General features: G+C 67.1%; 15 protein-coding genes. 13 read left to right on the top strand and 2 right to left on the bottom strand.

Annotated features, from left to right (window positions below; all coding sequences use genetic code 11):
• Positions 1 to 76 precede the first annotated feature (76 nt).
• Positions 77 to 937, bottom strand: a complete 861-nt coding sequence (locus B843_RS08360) for a DUF4439 domain-containing protein (protein ID WP_244877369.1) — start codon at positions 935 to 937, stop codon at positions 77 to 79.
• A 195-nt stretch (positions 938 to 1,132) separates the two neighbouring features.
• On the opposite strand from B843_RS08360, the gene rimP reads away from it, so the two are divergent.
• From rimP to B843_RS08315, 9 genes are all read left to right on the top strand, one after another.
• Positions 1,133 to 1,690 (top strand): ribosome maturation factor RimP, encoded by a 558-nt coding sequence (rimP, locus tag B843_RS08355; RefSeq protein ID WP_025253055.1) that lies wholly within the window; start codon positions 1,133 to 1,135, stop codon positions 1,688 to 1,690.
• Entirely contained in the window at positions 1,687 to 2,688 is a 1,002-nt protein-coding gene (gene nusA / locus B843_RS08350) for a transcription termination factor NusA (RefSeq protein ID WP_025253054.1), read from the top strand. Before rimP ends, nusA begins: the two co-directional genes overlap by 4 nt.
• A 236-nt stretch (positions 2,689 to 2,924) precedes the next feature.
• Positions 2,925 to 3,257: a YlxR family protein gene (locus tag B843_RS08345; RefSeq protein WP_081751537.1), complete on the top strand. Its 333-nt coding sequence runs from the start codon at positions 2,925 to 2,927 to the stop codon at positions 3,255 to 3,257.
• Between the two features lie 130 nt (positions 3,258 to 3,387).
• Entirely contained in the window at positions 3,388 to 6,189 is a 2,802-nt protein-coding gene (gene infB / locus B843_RS08340; protein ID WP_025253053.1) for a translation initiation factor IF-2, read from the top strand.
• A gap of 238 nt (positions 6,190 to 6,427) precedes the next feature.
• Entirely contained in the window at positions 6,428 to 6,868 is a 441-nt protein-coding gene (gene rbfA, locus B843_RS08335; protein ID WP_025253052.1) for a 30S ribosome-binding factor RbfA, read from the top strand.
• Positions 6,869 to 6,983: 115 nt separating this feature from the next.
• Entirely contained in the window at positions 6,984 to 7,982 is a 999-nt protein-coding gene (locus B843_RS08330; protein ID WP_034648318.1) for a DHH family phosphoesterase, read from the top strand.
• A gap of 100 nt (positions 7,983 to 8,082) precedes the next feature.
• A complete protein-coding gene (locus B843_RS08325; RefSeq protein ID WP_034648532.1) occupies positions 8,083 to 9,360 on the top strand; it encodes an MATE family efflux transporter in 1,278 nt (425 codons plus the stop codon).
• Positions 9,361 to 9,504: 144 nt separating this feature from the next.
• Positions 9,505 to 10,302, top strand: coding sequence for a metallophosphoesterase family protein (locus B843_RS08320; protein ID WP_025253049.1), 798 nt, complete (start codon positions 9,505 to 9,507; stop codon positions 10,300 to 10,302).
• Positions 10,302 to 10,958, top strand: a complete 657-nt coding sequence (locus tag B843_RS08315; RefSeq protein ID WP_025253048.1) for a 4'-phosphopantetheinyl transferase family protein — start codon at positions 10,302 to 10,304, stop codon at positions 10,956 to 10,958. Before B843_RS08320 ends, B843_RS08315 begins: the two co-directional genes overlap by 1 nt.
• 30 nt (positions 10,959 to 10,988) lie before the next feature.
• Here B843_RS08315 and truB read toward each other — a convergent pair whose 3' ends face one another.
• Positions 10,989 to 11,882, bottom strand: coding sequence for a tRNA pseudouridine(55) synthase TruB (gene truB, locus B843_RS08310; protein WP_025253047.1), 894 nt, complete (start codon positions 11,880 to 11,882; stop codon positions 10,989 to 10,991).
• Positions 11,883 to 11,913: 31 nt separating this feature from the next.
• Between truB and B843_RS08305 the strand changes: the two genes are divergently transcribed.
• The 4 genes from B843_RS08305 (at position 11,914) to B843_RS08290 (ending at position 16,734) form a co-directional block, all read left to right on the top strand.
• Positions 11,914 to 12,891 (top strand): bifunctional riboflavin kinase/FAD synthetase, encoded by a 978-nt coding sequence (locus B843_RS08305; protein ID WP_025253046.1) that lies wholly within the window; start codon positions 11,914 to 11,916, stop codon positions 12,889 to 12,891.
• A 38-nt stretch (positions 12,892 to 12,929) separates the two neighbouring features.
• Positions 12,930 to 13,883, top strand: a complete 954-nt coding sequence (locus tag B843_RS08300) for a nucleoside hydrolase (RefSeq protein ID WP_025253045.1) — start codon at positions 12,930 to 12,932, stop codon at positions 13,881 to 13,883.
• Between the two features lie 155 nt (positions 13,884 to 14,038).
• Positions 14,039 to 14,308: a 30S ribosomal protein S15 gene (gene rpsO / locus B843_RS08295; protein ID WP_025253044.1), complete on the top strand. Its 270-nt coding sequence runs from the start codon at positions 14,039 to 14,041 to the stop codon at positions 14,306 to 14,308.
• A gap of 167 nt (positions 14,309 to 14,475) precedes the next feature.
• Positions 14,476 to 16,734 carry a polyribonucleotide nucleotidyltransferase gene (locus B843_RS08290; protein ID WP_025253043.1) on the top strand — a complete coding sequence of 753 codons (2,259 nt, stop codon included), beginning with the start codon at positions 14,476 to 14,478 and terminating at the stop codon, positions 16,732 to 16,734.
• Positions 16,735 to 17,041 lie beyond the last annotated feature (307 nt).

Genomic DNA, 17,041 nt, shown 5'->3' with positions numbered 1-17,041 from the left:
AATCGGTGGTCGCCCCGCCTTTCGCTATGTCTTCGATCGCCTACGCTCGCGTGAACCCAAGCGGCACCCGGAGCCCCTAACCTGCCTGCTCCTGGGCCACGATGCCCGCGATGATGAGCGACTGGTAGCGCCAGGATTCGGCGTGGGCGGTGCTCGCGGTCGCCGCCCAGCTCTCGGCCCGGTCGGCGAGGGCCTCGTCGACGAACTGGGCCGCGGTGGCCGCGTCCGCGGGCACGGTGTACTGGTCGAGAGAGTATCCCGCCTCGGGCGCCGGCGCCGTGGTCCCGGCGGGGAAGGAGGCCTCGAGAACGGAGGCGATCTCCCGGTGCTGCGCGATGGCGTCGGTCACGCGCTGTTGCAGGTCGGAGTCGGCGAATGCGAGCGCCACCCCGAGCCCGTAGATGAGCGCGTACTCCTGCTTGAGCTGCTCCGTCAGCGCCTCGACGTCCTGGCTCAGCTCTTCCTTCTTCATGGTGGAATTCGTGGCGGTGCTCAGGTCGGCGCTGTGCAGCGCGGGCAGCGTCGCGCCCCTGGCGGCGAGGTCGACGAACTCGGGCACGACCACCGGCAGGGATTCCTGCGGAACCTGCGCGATCGTGTCGAGGATCTGTGTGGTGGCGGGCGTGGAGGTGTCCACGCTTCCAGCGTCGGTGGCGGTGACGTCGCAAGACGAGGGGACGGAACCGTCGTCGTAGTGGCCGCAGAGACGCTCGATCTCGCCCTTGAGCTCTTGGGCGTCGCCGGATCGTAGCGCCTCGGTGTCCGGGTCGGCGGCATCGGCCGCGGCGGTGGCATCGGCCGCGGCGCGCTGGTAGAGCGCGGTGAGCGCGGGGTCCGGCTCGGGCTTCGGGACGAGGCTGCAGGCGCTGAGCCCCAGGGCGCCGACGAGGGCAAGGGCGAGGGGCCGAACAAAAGGTGCTGGACTGAGGCGCTGCATGATCACGTGAAAAGCATAGCGGTTGGGCGCCGACAAGTGGTGACGCCATCCGCCAGGGTGCACTGCCGGGAAGGCGTGCCCGGCTCCCGCGCGGGGAAGCGAGGGGTGCGGCAGGCGCGGTGCGAGGGCTTTGCCCACGGCACCCACGGCGCCCGCGGTGCAGCCGCAACGCGTCATCGCGATATGATTTCCCCCATGGCATTCCCAAGCGTTGAACAGCTGACCGAGATCATCACCCCCGTGGCCGCGGCCCACGGCCTGGACCTGGAAAAGGTCAAGGTCTCCCGGGCGGGGAAGAAGTCGCTCGTGGCGGTCGCCGTCGACTCCGACTCGCGGGTGAACTCCGACACCTTGGAGGTCTTGTCCAACGAGCTGTCCGCCCTCTTCGACGCCAAGGAGGACTCCGGCGAGCTCAATTTCGGCCCGGGCTACACCCTCGAGGTGGGCACCCCGGGCACCGACATGGCGCTTACCTTGCCGCGCCACTGGCGCCGCAACCGCGGACGGCTGGTCACCCTCGTCGAGGACGGCAAGAAGTCCGTGTGGCGCATCGGCGCGCTCGCCCCGGACGAGGCGCAGGTGGTGCTCGTCGCGCGCCAAGGCAAGAAGCTGGTCGTGGAGACGGCGGAATTGGCGCAGCACGGCGATTCGATGGTAGAAATTGAGTTTGCACAACCCGCGGCCGACGAGATGGAGCTGGTCGCGCTTTCATTCGAGGAAGCCGTAGAGCGGCGAGAGGACAACAACAAGTGAATATCGACATTCAAGCGCTGAAGAACATCGAGTCCCAGGCGGGGATTCAGGTCGACGATCTGCTTGAGACCATCGCGGGGGCGCTGCTTTTCGCCTACCGAGAGTTCAAGGGAACCAAGGCCACCGATCAGTCCAAGGCGCGAGTCGATATTGATGCCGCCACCGGCGAGGTGAGCGTGGTCGTCTCCGAGTTCGACGAGGAGGGCAACCTCGAGTCCGAGTACGATGACACCCCGGCCAACTTCGGCCGCGTGGGTGCGCAGGCCGTCCGCGACGCCATCGTCAAGCGCCTCCGCGAGGCCGAGACCTCCCAGGCCTACAGCGCCTACTCCGGCTACGAGGGCACCATCGTCTCCGGCATCGTTCAGGCCGACGCATTCGCCAACGAGCGCGGGATCGTCGTGGTCCACCTCGGCACCGAGCTCGAGGGCCAGGACGGCATCATCCTCCCGGCCGAGCAGATCCCGGGCGAGAAGCTCAAGCACGGCGACCGCGTGAAGACCTTCGTCGTGGGGGTTACCCGCAACAACCCGCGCAACCTGCAGATCAACCTCTCGCGCACCCACCCGGAGCTCGTCCGCAAGCTCTTCGAGCTGGAGGTCCCCGAGGTCGCCGACGGCTCCGTCGAGATCGTCTCCATCGCCCGCGAGGCTGGTCACCGCTCGAAGGTCGCGGTCAAGGCCAACAAGAAGGGGCTCAACGCCAAGGGCGCCTGCATCGGCCCCCGCGGCCAGCGCGTGAACAACATCATGAACGAGCTCGGCGGGGAAAAGATCGACATCATCGACTTCTCCGAGGATCCGGCCACCTACGTGGGCAACGCGCTCGCGCCGTCCAAGGTCGTCCACGTCGAGGTCATCGACCCGGAGGCGCAGGCCGCCCGCGTCACGGTGCCGGACTACCAGCTCTCCCTCGCGATCGGCAAGGAGGGGCAGAACGCCCGCCTCGCCGCGCGCCTGACCGGCTGGAAGATCGACATCCGCTCCGACGCGAGCTAGCGGTTTCGTTTCCTCTTCGCGGACAGGTGTCGTTGCGTTGTGCGCAACCTCACCTGGTCGTTTTCGCTTGTCGACGGCCAAGGCGCGCGAGGCGAAAATTAATTGCCCCAGTCGGGGGCAATGGCGTACACTGTTTCACGGCCCAAGAGCATGTTTCGTGCTGCCTAAATTCGCCGCGTAAGCGGCGCGGCGCGCGGAATGAGGAGAGTAAAGCGTCGAGCAGGAAAAGGAGTCGGATGAATCAGATGTCGGATTCTGCAGTCAGCACCGCTGATCAGTCCCCAGCCTCTGAAGAACCCATTCGCACCTGCATCGCCACCAAGACCCGCAAACCCCAGTCCCAGCTGCTGAGAATCGTCCTCGATCCCTCGGATCGGTCGACGCTCGTGGCTGACCCGCGCAGGCGCGCGGCGGGGCGCGGGGCGTGGATTACTCCCACTCTGGATGCATTGGAGCTTGCATTGAAGCGCCACGCCTTTCAGCGGGCGCTCAAGGTGTCTACCCCGGTAGACGCAGGTCATGTACGCAAGTACCTAGAGGCGATCACCGCCCCAAGACCCGACAGATAAAGGAAGACCGAACACTGATGAGCACACGATGAAGCATCAGCGATGAACGTCAACATCAACAAGGTTGGAAGCACACTCTAGGCCCGGCTCGCCGGGTTCGATTGCTTCCTTCCGTAACACAAGGAGAGAAGTGCCCGGAAAGCTACGTGTACATGAGCTGGCAAAGCAGCTCGGTGTAACAAGCAAAGAACTGCTCGCTACGTTGAAGGAACAAGGCGAGTTCGTTAAGACTGCATCTTCGACCATCGAACCCCCGGTGGTGAAGAAGATGAAGGAGCACTACGGCTCGGCGGACAAGGCCGAGCAGAAGGATGCGCCGTCCAAGGCGGCGCCGACCAAGCCCGCAGCGCCCAAGGCTGCGGCACCTAAGCCCGCGTCCCCCAAGCCGGCCGCGCCCGCCAAGCCAGCGGCCCCGGCCGCTCAGGCGAAGCCCGCAGCGCCGAAGGCCGCTGCACCCAAGCCTGGCACCCACGCCAAGCCCGCTGCGCCGAAGCCTGCCGCGCCGAAGTTCGAGTCCGGCCAGAAGCCTGCCGAGAAGCCGCAGGCGACCCCCGGCGCCATGCCCCGCCCGCAGGCGCGCCCGGGTGCGAACGCGAACCGCCCCGGCCCGAAGCCGGGCGGCCGCGCGCCGCGCGTGGCCAACAACCCGTTCTCGACCGGTGGCGGCGAGCGTCCGGCACCGCGTCCGGGCGGCGGCCCCCGTCCCGGCGGCAACCGCGGCAACAACGCCTCCGGCGAGCGCGCACCGCGCCCGGGCGGCAACCGCGGTGGCCAGCAGCGTCGCGATTCGCGTCCGCAGCAGGGCAGCCAGCAGGGTGGTCAGGAGCGTCAGGGTGGCGGTCGTCGCCCGTCGCCGGCCATGATGCCGTCGCACCCGAACCCGGGCCAGATGCCCTCGCGCGCGCAGGGCGGTAACCGCGGTCGCGGTGGCCAGGGCGGTCAGCACGGCCCGAGCCAGGGCGGCTTCGGCGGTCGTGGCGGCGGAGCAGGTCGTGGCGGTCGCCGCGGCGGCACCGCGGGCGCATTCGGTCGTCCGGGTGGCGCACCGCGCAAGGGTCGTAAGTCGAAGCGTCAGAAGCGCAACGAGTACGAGGCAATGCAGGCGCCGAACGTCATCGGTGGCGTTCGCCTGCCCGACGGTGGCGGCGCCACCGTCCGCCTCGCGCGCGGCGCCTCCCTGTCCGACTTCGCCGAGAAGATCGGCGCGGAGCCCGCAGCACTCGTGCAGGCGTTGTTCAACCTCGGCGAGATGGTCACGGCTACCGCGTCCGTCAGCGAGGAGACCCTCATGCTGCTCGGCGACGAGATGAACTACAAGGTTCAGGTCGTCTCGCCGGAGGATGAGGACCGCGAGCTGCTCGAGTCCTTCGACCTCCAGTTCGGCGAGGACGAGGGCACCGAGGAGGACCTCGCCCAGCGCCCGCCGGTGGTCACCGTCATGGGTCACGTCGACCACGGTAAGACCCGCCTTCTGGACACTATCCGCAAGACCAACGTCGGGTCCGACGAGGCCGGCGGCATCACCCAGGGCATCGGCGCCTACCAGGTCACCGTCAACATCGACGGCAACCCGCGCAAGATCACCTTCCTGGATACCCCGGGCCACGAGGCGTTCACCGCCATGCGTGCCCGCGGAGCGAAGTCGACCGATATCGCGGTTCTGGTCGTCGCCGCCGACGACGGCGTCATGCCGCAGACGGTGGAGGCCATCAACCACGCGAAGGCCGCCGACGTGCCGATCGTGGTCGCCGTGAACAAGATCGACAAGCCGGGCGCGTCCCCGGAGAAGATCCGTGGCCAGCTCACCGAGTACGGCCTGGTGCCCGAGGAGTACGGCGGAGACACCATGTTCGTCGACATCTCGGCGAAGCAGAACATCAACATCGATGGCCTGCTCGAGGCGGTCCTGCTCACCGCGGACGCCTCCCTGGACCTGCGCGCGAACCCGGACATGGACGCCCAGGGTGTCGCCATCGAGGCGCACCTCGACCGCGGCCGCGGCCCGGTTGCGACCGTCATCGTCCAGCGCGGTACCCTCCGCGTCGGCGACTCCGTCGTCGCGGGCGACGCCTACGGCCGCGTGCGCCGCATGGTCGACGAGTTCGGCAACGACGTCGAGGAGGCCGGTCCTTCCCGCCCGGTCCAGATGCAGGGCCTCAACGGCGTCCCCGGCGCCGGCGATAACCTGCTCGTGGTGGAGGACGACCGCGTGGCTCGCCAGATCGCGAATCAGCGCAACGCGCGCAAGCGCAACGCCCTGGCCGCGAAGACCCGCAAGCGCGTCTCCCTCGAGGACCTGGATGCGGTGCTCAAGGAGACCTCGACCCTCAACCTCATCCTCAAGGGCGACAACGCCGGTTCGGTGGAAGCCCTGGAAGAGGCCCTGCTCAAGATCGAGGTCGACGACGAGGTTCAGCTGAACATCATTGACCGCGGCGTCGGTGCCGTCACGCAGACCAACGTCTCGCTGGCAGCGGCCTCGGATGCCGTCATCATCGCCTTCAACGTTCGCGCCGAGGGCAAGGCGACCGAGGAGGCCAATGCCGATGGCGTCGACATCCGCTACTACACGGTCATCTACCGCGCCATCGAAGAGGTCGAGCAGGCCCTTAAGGGCATGCTCAAGCCGATCTACGAGGAGCACGAGGTTGGTCGCGCCGAGATCCGCGCCATCTTCAAGGCCTCCGCCGTCGGCCTCATCGCGGGCTGCATGGTCGAGACCGGCAAGGTCCGCCGCAACGCGTCCATCCGCCTCATCCGCGACGGCAACGTCGTGGCCGACAACGCGACGATCGAGTCGCTGCGCCGTGAGAAGGATGACGTCATCGAGGTGTCCGCCGGTTACGAGTGCGGTATGGTGCTCAGCTACCCGGACATCCAGGTCGGCGACATCATCGAGGTCTTCGAGCAGGTGGAGGTTCCGCGCACCTAATCGCGGGACGCTGCCCCTAGGCTCGGCGCCGTAGGCGTCGACAAGCGGGCAAGAACAAGGGCAGGGTAGTGCCGAAGATGACACCGCCCTGCCCTTGAACCTATGCACGGGCACTGCACCCGATGCGAACAAACCCACTAAGATTGCACCTGCCGGAGACCCACGCGGGCCCGTAGAACCGGGCGCGGGTAGGCCTCCAGGGTGCATCGACACGAGCTTTCTACTTGAGGAGTACACAATGGCTGATCACGCACGCGCTGCGCGCCTTGCCAAACGCATTCAGACGATCGTCGCCACGGCGATCGAACGCGAAATCAAGGATGCTCGCCTCGAGTACGTTACGGTGACCGACACCCGGGTGACCGGCGACCTTCACGACGCGACGGTCTACTACACCGTCCGCGGCCGCACCATCGACCAGGAACCCGACGTCAAGGGGGCCGCCGAGGCGCTCAACCGCGCCCGCGGCCAGCTGCGCAAGATCGTCGGCGACCAGCTGAGCGTCCGCTTCACCCCGACGCTGTCCTTCGAGTTCGACTCGGTCCCCGAGGCCACCGCGCACATGGAGGCGCTGCTCGCCAAGGCCCGCGCCCGCGACGAGGAGCTGGCCAAGCTCAAGGAGCACGCGGTGCCGGCGGGTGACGCGAATCCCTACAAGACGAGCGAAGAAGACGAATAAATACGCCGCCAACCTATAGACTGGTAGGGGTATGCGAAGCGGGTCGGAATCGCCCGCGGGTGGTGCAGGCATACGTTCGGTTCGGAGCTCTCGCGGAGCAGAAGGGTCCCTCGTCATGACAGTTGCGTTGGCCGCGGCGAAGCTGCGGGAAGCGTTCGAATCGGCCACCCGCCTCGTCACCACGGCGAACAAGGTTGCGGTGGTCGGCCACGTCAACCCCGACGCGGACGCCATCGGCAGCGTCTGTGCGACCGTCGCCGCGCTGGGACAGCTCGGCATCGAAGCCCGCGGGGTGGTGGGGCAGCGGATCCCCATCGACGAGGAGCTCTTTTGCATCCCGGGTGCCAGCGATATCGAGGTCGTCGACCGGCTGCCCCAGTGCGACGTCGTCATCGTCGTCGACTGCGGCGCCTCCTCGCGCACGGGCTGCCTGCAGCCGGAGATCCTCGCCAACCCCGAGCGGGTCGTGCTCGTCGACCACCACGCCACCAACCGCGGGTTCGCGGGCATCAACCTCATCGACAAGTCCGCCGAGTCCAGCACCACGGTTCTTCGCGAGTGGTTCCGCTACCTCGACGTCACGCTCGATCAGACCATCGCGCACTGCCTGTACGCCGGCCTGTGCACCGACACCGACGGCTTCCGCTGGGGCCGCCCCCAGATGCACACGCTCGCCAAGGAGCTGGTGGACACGGGGTTGGACATCAGGAAGATCGGCAATGAGCTTTTCGACGGCGGTACCGTGTCGGACCTCGTGATGATCGGCCGGGTCCTGGAGGACCTGCGGCAGGTCAAGGTCGGCAGCCTCAACGTCGTCTTCGCGGTCGCATCCCGCGACCGCATCCGCGGGCACTCCCAGGCAGCGGTCGAGCGGATCGCGGACATGATCCGCGGCGTCTCCGACGGGGACATCGTCGTCGTGCTGAAGGAGTACGCGCCCGGCGACTTCGCCATCTCCTTCCGGTCTACTACCTACGACGTCTCCCAGGTGGCCAAGAACATGGGCGGCGGCGGGCACCGCCACTCCGCCGGGGTGACGGCCTTCGGCACCACCGAGCACGTGGTCGCCCGGATCATCGACTCCATCGTGGGGGAGTGCCTCAGGCGCATCTAGGCGCCCGGGGCGTTCTCGCACGCGCGATCCCAAAGCGGATAGACTGGCCCGAGTGCGTACCCAAGACACCGACGAAGATTCCCGGCCCGCCTCGGACAAGGTGAGCCTGGCGATCCTCCTCAACCTGGCGCTGCCCGCCCTCGGCGTGCTGTCGGCGACCCCGCTGTTCCTCCTGCTCGACACCTCCGTGGTGGGGCACACCGGCGCGCTCAACCTTGCCGCGCTGGGTGCGGGAACGACCGTCTATTCGCAGGTCACCACCCAGTTGACCTTCCTGTCTTACGGCACGACCGCGCGCAGCTCGCGGCTTTTCGGCGCGGGCAGGCGATCCGCGGCCATCGCCGAGGGGGTGCAGGCGACGTGGGTGGCGCTGAGCGTCGGCATCGTGTTGTGTGCAATCGTCTTCTTCAACGCGCGGCGATTTGCCTGGTGGCTGAGCTCCGACCCGCAGGTGGCCGACGCCGCCTCCCACTGGCTGAGGATCACCGCCTTCGGCATCCCGCTCGTCCTCATCGAGATGGCCGGAAACGGCTGGCTGCGCGGGATCCAGAACACCCGGCTGCCGCTCGTCTTCACGCTGGCGGGCGTGATCCCCGGCGCGATCGCCATCCCGGTCTTCGTGGCCAAGTGGGGGCTTGTCGGCTCGGCCGCGGCCAACCTCATGGGCACGGTTATTACCGCGACGCTGTTCGCGGGGTGCCTGGCGAAGTTCCACGAGGGGCCGTGGAAGCCGTCGTGGTCGGTCATCCGCGAGCAGCTGAAGCTGGGCTCGAACCTCATTCTTCGATCGCTGTCCTTCCAGGTCTCCTTCGTGTCGGCTGCGGCGGTGGCCAGTCGCTTCGGCGCCGCCTCGCTGGCAGGCCACCAGGTCATGCTGCAGCTGTGGAACTTCCTCACGCTCGTGCTCGACTCGCTGGCCATCGCGGCGCAGACGCTCACCGGCGCGGCGCTGGGTGCCGGTGCGGTCGCCCGGGCGCGCGCCGTGGGGCTGAAGGTGGTCGCGTACTCGAGCGGGGTCGCGGTGGTCTTGGCGCTCGTCTTCGCCGCGGGCTACCGGCTCATCCCGCGGGCGTTCACCCGCGACGGGGAGGTTTTGGGCGCCATGGCACACCCGTGGTGGCTACTCATCGCGCTCATCGTGGTGGGCGGCGTGGTCTTCGCCCTGGACGGTGTGCTCCTCGGCGCCGGGGACGCTGCCTTCCTTCGCAACATCTCGATGGCCTCGGCGCTGTTCGGGTTCCTGCCTTTCGTCTGGCTGTCTCTGGTCTTCGGCTGGGGGCTCACGGGTGTGTGGGTGGGGCTCTTCGTCTTCGTCGTCCTACGCCTTTCGGGGGTTGTCTACCGCTTTCAATCGATGAAATGGGCAGCGACTTCCTAGGAATCCCCAAGTTCGAGGGGCTACTCTCGCGTCGTGCAGGGCCGGTGTCGCGTGAGTGTGCCACAGTAGTGGGGGCTGGGGCCTTCGCTTTTGCGCCCCGCTTTGGTTATGGGCCAGTGGCCATGAACGAAAGGTGTAAACGCAGTGACTCAGACGTTGTGGGCTGTCGCTGATTTGCACGCGGCGGTCAAGGCCAACGCGCAGTGGATCGACGCGATCCAGCCCAAGGACCCCAGCGACTGGCTCATCGTCGCGGGTGACGTCGCCGAGCGCACCGAGCTGGTCATCCAGGTGCTCAACCAGCTGCGCAAACGCTTCGCGCAGGTGATCTGGGTGCCGGGCAACCACGAGCTGTTTTCCCGTTCCACCGACCGCCATCAGGGCCGCGGGAAGTACGAGGAGCTGGTCGCTGCCTGCCGCAAGATCGACGTGCTCACCCCGGAGGACCCGTACCCGGTCTTCGGCGGGGTCACCATCGTCCCGCTGTTTACCCTGTACGACTACTCCTTCAAGCCGCAGGAGCTTACCGTGGAGCAGGCCGTCCAGGCGGCCCGCGACAAGCAGGTCATGCTGACCGACGAGTTCGCCATCGCCCCGTTCGTCGACGTGCGCGCCTGGTGCTGGGATCGCCTGGCCTACTCGGTGAAACGGCTCAGCCGCGTGACGGGCCCGACGCTGCTCATCAACCACTGGCCGCTCATCGCGGAACCGGTGAACAAGCTCCGGCTCAAGGAGCTGGGGCTGTGGTGCGGCACCCGCCATACCCGCACGTGGGCGCAACGATATAATGCGGTCAAAGTCGTGTACGGGCACCTGCACACGCCGGGCGTGACCACCGTCGACGGCATCGATCACATGGAGGTGTCCCTCGGTTATCCCCGCGAGTGGGAGCGGCTGCCCGCCGATCGTCCCTGGCCCGTGCCCGTGTTGGAGGTGAACTGATGCTCGAGGCGGATCTCTTCCCACCCAGCGCCAAGTACGTGGTCAAGCTCGTGCCCACCGACCAACACGACCTGACCAACTTCCGCAACCTGCATCCTCTCGAGCGCGCGCTCGTCGCCCACGCTGTCGACGTGCGCAAGGCGGAGTTCGGCGACGCGCGCTGGTGCGCGCACGAGGCGCTCAAGGCGCTCGACCGCGACACGGGCGAGCCGATCCTGCGCGGCGAGCGCGGGATGCCGCTGTGGCCTGCCTCGGTGTCCGGGTCGCTCACCCACACCGACGGGCTGCGCGCCGCGGTGGTGGCGCCCCGGCTGCTGGTGCGCTCGATGGGGCTGGACGCCGAGGTGGCCGAGCCGCTGCCAGACGGCGTGCTCCCGTCGATCTCGCGCCCCAGCGAGCTGGCGCAGCTCAGCTACCTGAAGGACAAGGGGGTCGGCTGCGCGGACCGCCTACTGTTCTGCGCCAAGGAGGCCACCTACAAGGCGTGGTTCCCGCTTACTAGGCGCTGGCTCGGCTTCGAGCAGGCGGAGATCGACCTGCGCGACGACGGCACCTTCGTCTCCTACCTGCTGCTTCGCCCCACCCCCGTGCCGTTCATCGAGGGCAAATGGATGATCAAGGACGGGTTCATCATCGCCACCACGGCTGTGACCTAGAGACCTAGAGACCTAGATGGCCCGGCCGCGCTAGAGCGTGGCGGGGCGGGCGACGAACACGGTGGACAGCCGCTTGCCCTTCTCCTTGACCAGCGCGATCGCCTTGCCGTCGGGGCCGACGGCCGCGTGGACGCCCTTGAGGCCGCGCGGCTCGAGCCACTTTCCCAGCGCGAGCGCGGCGGCCTCATCCGCGGTCACCTCGAGCACGGGGTAGGTGCGGATGAGCGCCTCGTCGAGGCTCATCGACAGGCGCGGGTTGTCCTCGAGGTCATCCAGCCGATAGGCGTCGGCAAGCGAAAACGGTCCGACGGCGGTCCGCCGCAGCGCTGTCAGGTGCCCGCCGACGCCGAGCGCGGCGCCGAGGTCGCGGGCGAGCGAGCGGATGTAGGTGCCCGAGCTGCAGTCGACCTCCACGTCGAGGTCGACGTAGTCCCCCTCGCGGCGGGTGTCGAGCACGTCGAAGCGGGTGACCGTCACGGGGCGAGCGGGGATGTCCACCTCGACGCCCTCGCGGACCAGCTCGTGCGCGCGCCGGCCGTTGATCTTGATGGCGCTGACCGCAGCGGGCTTCTGCATGATCCTGCCCGTGAGCGCGGCGATGCCCTCGGCGATCTGCTCGTCGGTGACGTGCGCGGCCGAGGCCCGCGAGAGGACCTCGCCCTCCTTGTCGTCTGTGGTGGTGGCGGCGCCCAGGCGGATGGTCGCGGCGTACGACTTGGTGTCGGCGACCATGTGCGCGAGGTATTTCGTGCCGCGCTCGAGCCCCAGAACCAGCACGCCGGTCGCCATCGGGTCGAGCGTTCCGGAGTGCCCGACCTTCTTCGTGCGAAAGTAGCGACGCAGGCGTCCGACCACGTCGTGCGAGGTCATTCCGGAGGGTTTGTCCACGACGACGAGGCCGGAAGTTTCAAGGGGATCACTCATGACGACCAGTCTATGTCGTAGGCTATAGGGCGTGGATATCTGGCACGGACTTCAGGACGTCCCCGCATCGCTCGATGCTTCGGTCGTCACCATCGGCGTTTTCGACGGCATTCACCGCGGTCACAAGACGCTTATTAGCTTGGCGACGACCAAGGCTCGCGAGCAACAGATCCCGAGCATCCTGCTCACCTTCAACCCCCATCCCTTGGCCGTGCTGCGCCCCGACCGGATGCCGCCCATGCTGGGCTCGGTGCGCGAGCGGGCGGATCTCGCCGCGGAGCTCGGCGTCGATCACATGCTCGCGCTGAGCTTCAACGCCGACATGGCCCGGCTCGAGCCGGAGGAGTTCTTCACTCAGGTGCTCATGGACACCCTCCGCGCGCGCACCGTCGTGGTGGGGGAGAACTTCACCTTCGGCTACAAGGCGGCGGGCACCACCGACACGCTCAAGGAGCTGGGGGAGAAGTACGGCGTGGAGATCAACGTCCTCCCGCTGCTCGCCGAGGATGGCACGGTTCTGTGCTCGACGCTCATCCGCAACTGCCTCGCCGAGGGCAATATCACCCGCGCCAACTGGGCGCTGGGCAGGCTCTACTCGGTCAAGGGGCAGGTCGTGCGCGGCGCGGGCCGCGGCGGCAAGGAGCTCGGGTTCCCCACGGCCAACCTCTACTTCCCGGATTCCGTGGCGCTTCCCGCCGACGGCGTCTACGCCGGCTGGCTGCGCGTGGTCTCGCAGGCGCCGATCGAGGGCACGATGAAACACGAGGTGCGCTACATGGCGGCCATCTCGGTGGGGCATAACCCCACCTTCGGCGACGAGCGCCGCAGCGTGGAGTCCTTCGTCCTCGACCACGAGGCGGACCTCTACGGGCACACCGTCGTGGTCGAGTTCGTCGACTTCGTGCGCGGCATGGAGAAGTTCACCAGCGTCGAAGAGCTGCTCACAGCGATCCACAAGGACGTCGACGACGTGCGCGCCATCCTGGGCGACCGCGTCATCGAGCCCTAGCAGCAGACATATCATTTCCTAAGAAAGGGAGAATCCACGTGGCGAAGAAAGTAATCCTCGACCTCGATACCGGCATCGACGACGCCCTCGCGCTGGCCTACACGCTCGGCTCCCCGGAGCTCGAGCTCATCGGCGTGACCGCGACCTACGGCAACGTGTTGGTGGAGACCGGCGCCCGCAACGACCTCGCTCTGCTCGAGCTCTTCGGCCGCGCCGACGTGCCCGTCTTCATCGGCGAGCCCCACGCGCTGGCCAAGGACTCCTTCGAGGTATTGGAGATCTCCGCCTTCATCCACGGCAACAACGGCATCGGCGAGGCCGTCGTGCCCGACGCCCAGGCCGCCCCGCAGGAGCAGGGCGCCGTGGACTTCCTCATCGAGTCGGTGAAGAAGTACGGCGACGAGCTGGTCATCATCCCGACCGGCGCGATGACGAACATCGCCACCGCGATCAAGAAGGATCCCACCTTCGCCGAGAACGCCCACATCGTGTTCATGGGCGGCGCGCTGACCGTCCCCGGCAACGTGAGCCCGTGGGCCGAGGCCAACATCAACCAGGACCCCGAGGGCGCGGATATCATGGTGCGCAATTCAAACGACATCACCATGATCGGCCTTGACGTGACGCTGCAGACGCTACTCACCTACGAGGAGACCAAGCAGTGGCGCGCGCTGGGGACTCCCGCTGGCACCTTCCTCGCGGACGCGACCGACTACTACATCAAGGCCTACGACACCACCGCGCCGCACCTCGGCGGCTGCGGCCTGCACGACCCGCTGGCCGTTGGCGTCGCCGTCGACCCGTCGCTGGTGACGACCCTGCCGATCAACCTCAAGGTCGACACCGAGGGCGCTACCCGCGGGCGCACCATCGGCGACGAGACCCGGCTGAACGACCCGGTGAAAAACGCCAAGGTCGCGGTCGCCGTCGACGTCGAGCGCTTCCTCGCCGAGTTCATGGAGCGCATCGGTCGGGTAGCCCGCGGTCTGTGAGGCCGAAGGCGTCGACAAGCGAAAATGCTGAAATCGGCGCGCTCGTGTGCTAGAGTGTTTAAGGCTTCTTTACTGCGGTCCACAGCAGTTGGGAGCCGCGGGCAACACCCGCGCATTTTTCATGTGGACTGAAATATTTATAGGAGTACTACTCTATGGCACTGACCACTGAGCAGAAGAAGTCCATCCTCGCCGAGTACGGCCTGCACGAGACCGACACCGGTTCTCCGGAGGCCCAGGTTGCGCTGCTGACCAGCCGCATCAACAACCTGACCGAGCACCTGAAGTTCCACAAGCACGACCACCACTCCCGCCGTGGTCTGCTGCTTCTGGTCGGTCGCCGCCGCGGCCTGCTGAAGTACCTGGCAGCCAACAACGTTGACCGCTACCGTGACCTGATCGCCCGCCTGGGCCTGCGTCGCTAAGCGTCACAGCGTTTCACCCGCGTATCACACGTAACAGTGCTGATGCGCGGGTTTTTTCATGCTAGAATTCCGAAAGTTGCACGTTCGAAGATTTTTGAGATTGTGAATCCATAAAGGCGGCACCGATGATCGCCGGGAAACGTCTAAGCGACAAGGAGACGTGAATTTTGAGCAACGCTAACGCACACATTCAGTACAACGAGGACGCTGAATTTGGCGTAACCGAGGCCATAGCCACCATCGACAACGGTGACTTTGGCACCCGCACTATCCGTTTTGAAACCGGCCAGCTGGCCCGCCAGGCAGACGGCTCCGTCACCACCTACCTGGACGATGACACCATGCTGCTGGCCACCACCACCGCCTCCAACCAGCCGCGCGAGGGCTTCGACTTCTTCCCGCTGACCGTGGACGTCGAGGAGCGCATGTACGCCGGCGGCCGCATCCCCGGCTCCTTCTTCCGCCGCGAGGGCCGCCCGTCCACCGAGGCCATCCTCGCCTGCCGCCTCATCGACCGCCCGCTGCGCCCCACCTTCGTCAAGGGGCTGCGCAACGAGGTGCAGGTCGTGGTCACCGTCTTGTCCATGAACCCGGAGGACATGTACGACGTCGTCGCCATCAACGGCGCCTCCGCCGCCACCCAGCTGTCCGGCCTGCCGGTCTCCGGCGCCGTCGGCGGCGTGCGCATGGCGCTCATCGCCGATGACAAGCACCCCGAGGGGCAATGGGTCGCGTTCCCGACCCAGCCGCAGCACGAGAAGGCGCTGTTCGAGCTGGTCGTCGCAGGCCGCATCGTCAACAAGAAGAAGGGCAACAAGACCGTCGAGGACGTCGCCATCATGATGGTGGAGGCAGGCGCGACCGAGTCGGTCGTCGCCCGCATCGCCGACGGCGCACCGGCACCGACCGAGTCCGTCGTGGCCTCCGGCCTCGAGGCTGCCAAGCCGTTCATCGAGATCCTCTGCCGCGTGCAGGCCGGCCTGGCCGAGCGCGCCGCGAAGGAGACCCAGACCTTCCCGCTGTTCCCGGCCTACACCGACGACGTCTACGCCGCGGTGGAGAAGAAGGCCTCCAAGAAGCTGGCCAAGCTCCTGACCATCAAGGCCAAGCTCGAGCGCGACGAGGCCACCAACGAGTACATGGAGTCCATCGAGGCCGACCTGCTCCCGAACTTCGAGGGCAACGAGAACGCCTCCAAGGAGATCCGTGCAGCCTACAACGCGGTGATGAAGAAGATCGTCCGCCAGAAGATCCTCACCGAGCAGTTCCGCATCGACGGCCGCGGCGTCACCGACATCCGCGACCTGGGCGTCGAGGTCGACCTCGTCCCGCGCGCCCACGGCTCCTCGCTCTTCGAGCGCGGCGAGACCCAGATCCTGGGTGTGACCACCCTCGACATGCTCAAGATGGAGCAGCAGATCGACTCGCTGACCCCGACGACCTCCAAGCGCTACATCCACCACTACAACTTCCCGCCGTACTCCACCGGCGAGACCGGCCGCGTCGGCTCCCCGAAGCGCCGCGAGATCGGCCACGGCGCGCTCGCCGAGCGCGCGCTCGTGCCGGTGATCCCGTCCCGCGAGGAGTTCCCCTACGCCATCCGCCAGGTCTCCGAGGCCCTCGGCTCCAACGGCTCCACCTCCATGGGCTCCGTGTGCGCGTCCACCCTGTCGCTGTACAACGCGGGCGTGCCGCTGAAGGCTCCGGTCGCGGGCATCGCGATGGGCCTGGTCTCCGACGACGTCGACGGCGAGACCCGCTACGTGGCGCTCACGGACATCCTCGGCGCCGAGGACGCCTTCGGCGACATGGACTTCAAGGTCGCGGGAACCTCCGAGTTCATCACCGCGCTCCAGCTGGACACGAAGCTCGACGGCATCCCGTCCGAGGTGCTCGCCGCCGCCCTCTCCCAGGCCCGCGACGCCCGCCTGACGATCCTCGACACCATGGCCGAGGTCATCGACGGCCCGGATGAGATGAGCCCGCTGGCTCCGCGCATCACCACCGTCACCGTCCCGGTCTCCAAGATCGGCGAGGTCATCGGCCCGAAGGGCAAGACCATCAACGCGATCACCGAGGAGACCGGCGCGGACGTCTCCATCGAGGAGGACGGCACCGTCTACGTCTCCGCCACCACCGGCGAGGCCGCTGAGGCCGCGATCGAGAAGATCAACGCGATCGCCAACCCGCAGCTGCCGAAGGTCGGCGAGCGCTTCCTCGGCACCGTGGTCAAGACCACCGCTTTCGGCGCGTTCGTCTCCCTCGTGCCGGGCCGCGACGGCCTGCTGCACATCTCCAAGCTGGGCAACGGCAAGCGCGTGGAGAAGGTCGAGGACGTGGTCAAGGTCGGCGACAAGATCGAGGTGGAGATCCTCGACATCGACAACCGCGGCAAGATCTCGCTGGGGCTTGTGAAGCCCGAGTAAGTTCTCGCGTCAAGGCCCGCGTGTGCACCGATTCCTGTGGTGCCGCGCGGGCCTTTTTGCTGCTCGCCTTGGCCGTCGACAAGCATCTGCCGGCGTAAGTAGCTGATTGCCCGCGGCGAAGGGGACGCCGGAGAAGTGCGGCGCTGTCTTCGCGGCACGCTCGCGATTGCGGGAAAACGGAGCACCCTCTTGAAACCTCGTGAGCTGGGGTATATGCTCTAGCTCTCAGAGAGTTAGGTCACAGTTTTTTGGTGGCGAAGCTCGTCGTGTTGAAGCGGCCCCGCGGGGAGCGGGGAAGAAGCCGGAG

Origin of the sequence: Corynebacterium vitaeruminis DSM 20294 (genome assembly GCF_000550805.1) — a bacterium.
In the GTDB taxonomy this organism is placed as follows: domain Bacteria; phylum Actinomycetota; class Actinomycetes; order Mycobacteriales; family Mycobacteriaceae; genus Corynebacterium; species Corynebacterium vitaeruminis.
The sequence above is the reverse complement of the archived record's forward strand: the minus strand, read 5'-3'. Positions and strand labels throughout refer to the sequence as shown.

What these genes read in the sequence shown, in the direction of transcription:
- rimP (WP_025253055.1), top strand. Translation starts at nt 1,133, where the DNA reads ATGGCATTCCCAAGCGTTGAACAGCTGACCGAGATCATCACCCCCGTG.
- B843_RS08315 (WP_025253048.1), top strand. Translation starts at nt 10,302, where the DNA reads ATGCTCGAGGCGGATCTCTTCCCACCCAGCGCCAAGTACGTGGTCAAG.
- truB (WP_025253047.1), bottom strand. Translation starts at nt 11,882, where the DNA reads ATGAGTGATCCCCTTGAAACTTCCGGCCTCGTCGTCGTGGACAAACCC.
- rpsO (WP_025253044.1), top strand. Translation starts at nt 14,039, where the DNA reads ATGGCACTGACCACTGAGCAGAAGAAGTCCATCCTCGCCGAGTACGGC.
- B843_RS08330 (WP_034648318.1), top strand. Translation starts at nt 6,984, where the DNA reads ATGACAGTTGCGTTGGCCGCGGCGAAGCTGCGGGAAGCGTTCGAATCG.
- B843_RS08345 (WP_081751537.1), top strand. Translation starts at nt 2,925, where the DNA reads ATGAATCAGATGTCGGATTCTGCAGTCAGCACCGCTGATCAGTCCCCA.
- B843_RS08360 (WP_244877369.1), bottom strand. Translation starts at nt 937, where the DNA reads ATGCAGCGCCTCAGTCCAGCACCTTTTGTTCGGCCCCTCGCCCTTGCC.
- rbfA (WP_025253052.1), top strand. Translation starts at nt 6,428, where the DNA reads ATGGCTGATCACGCACGCGCTGCGCGCCTTGCCAAACGCATTCAGACG.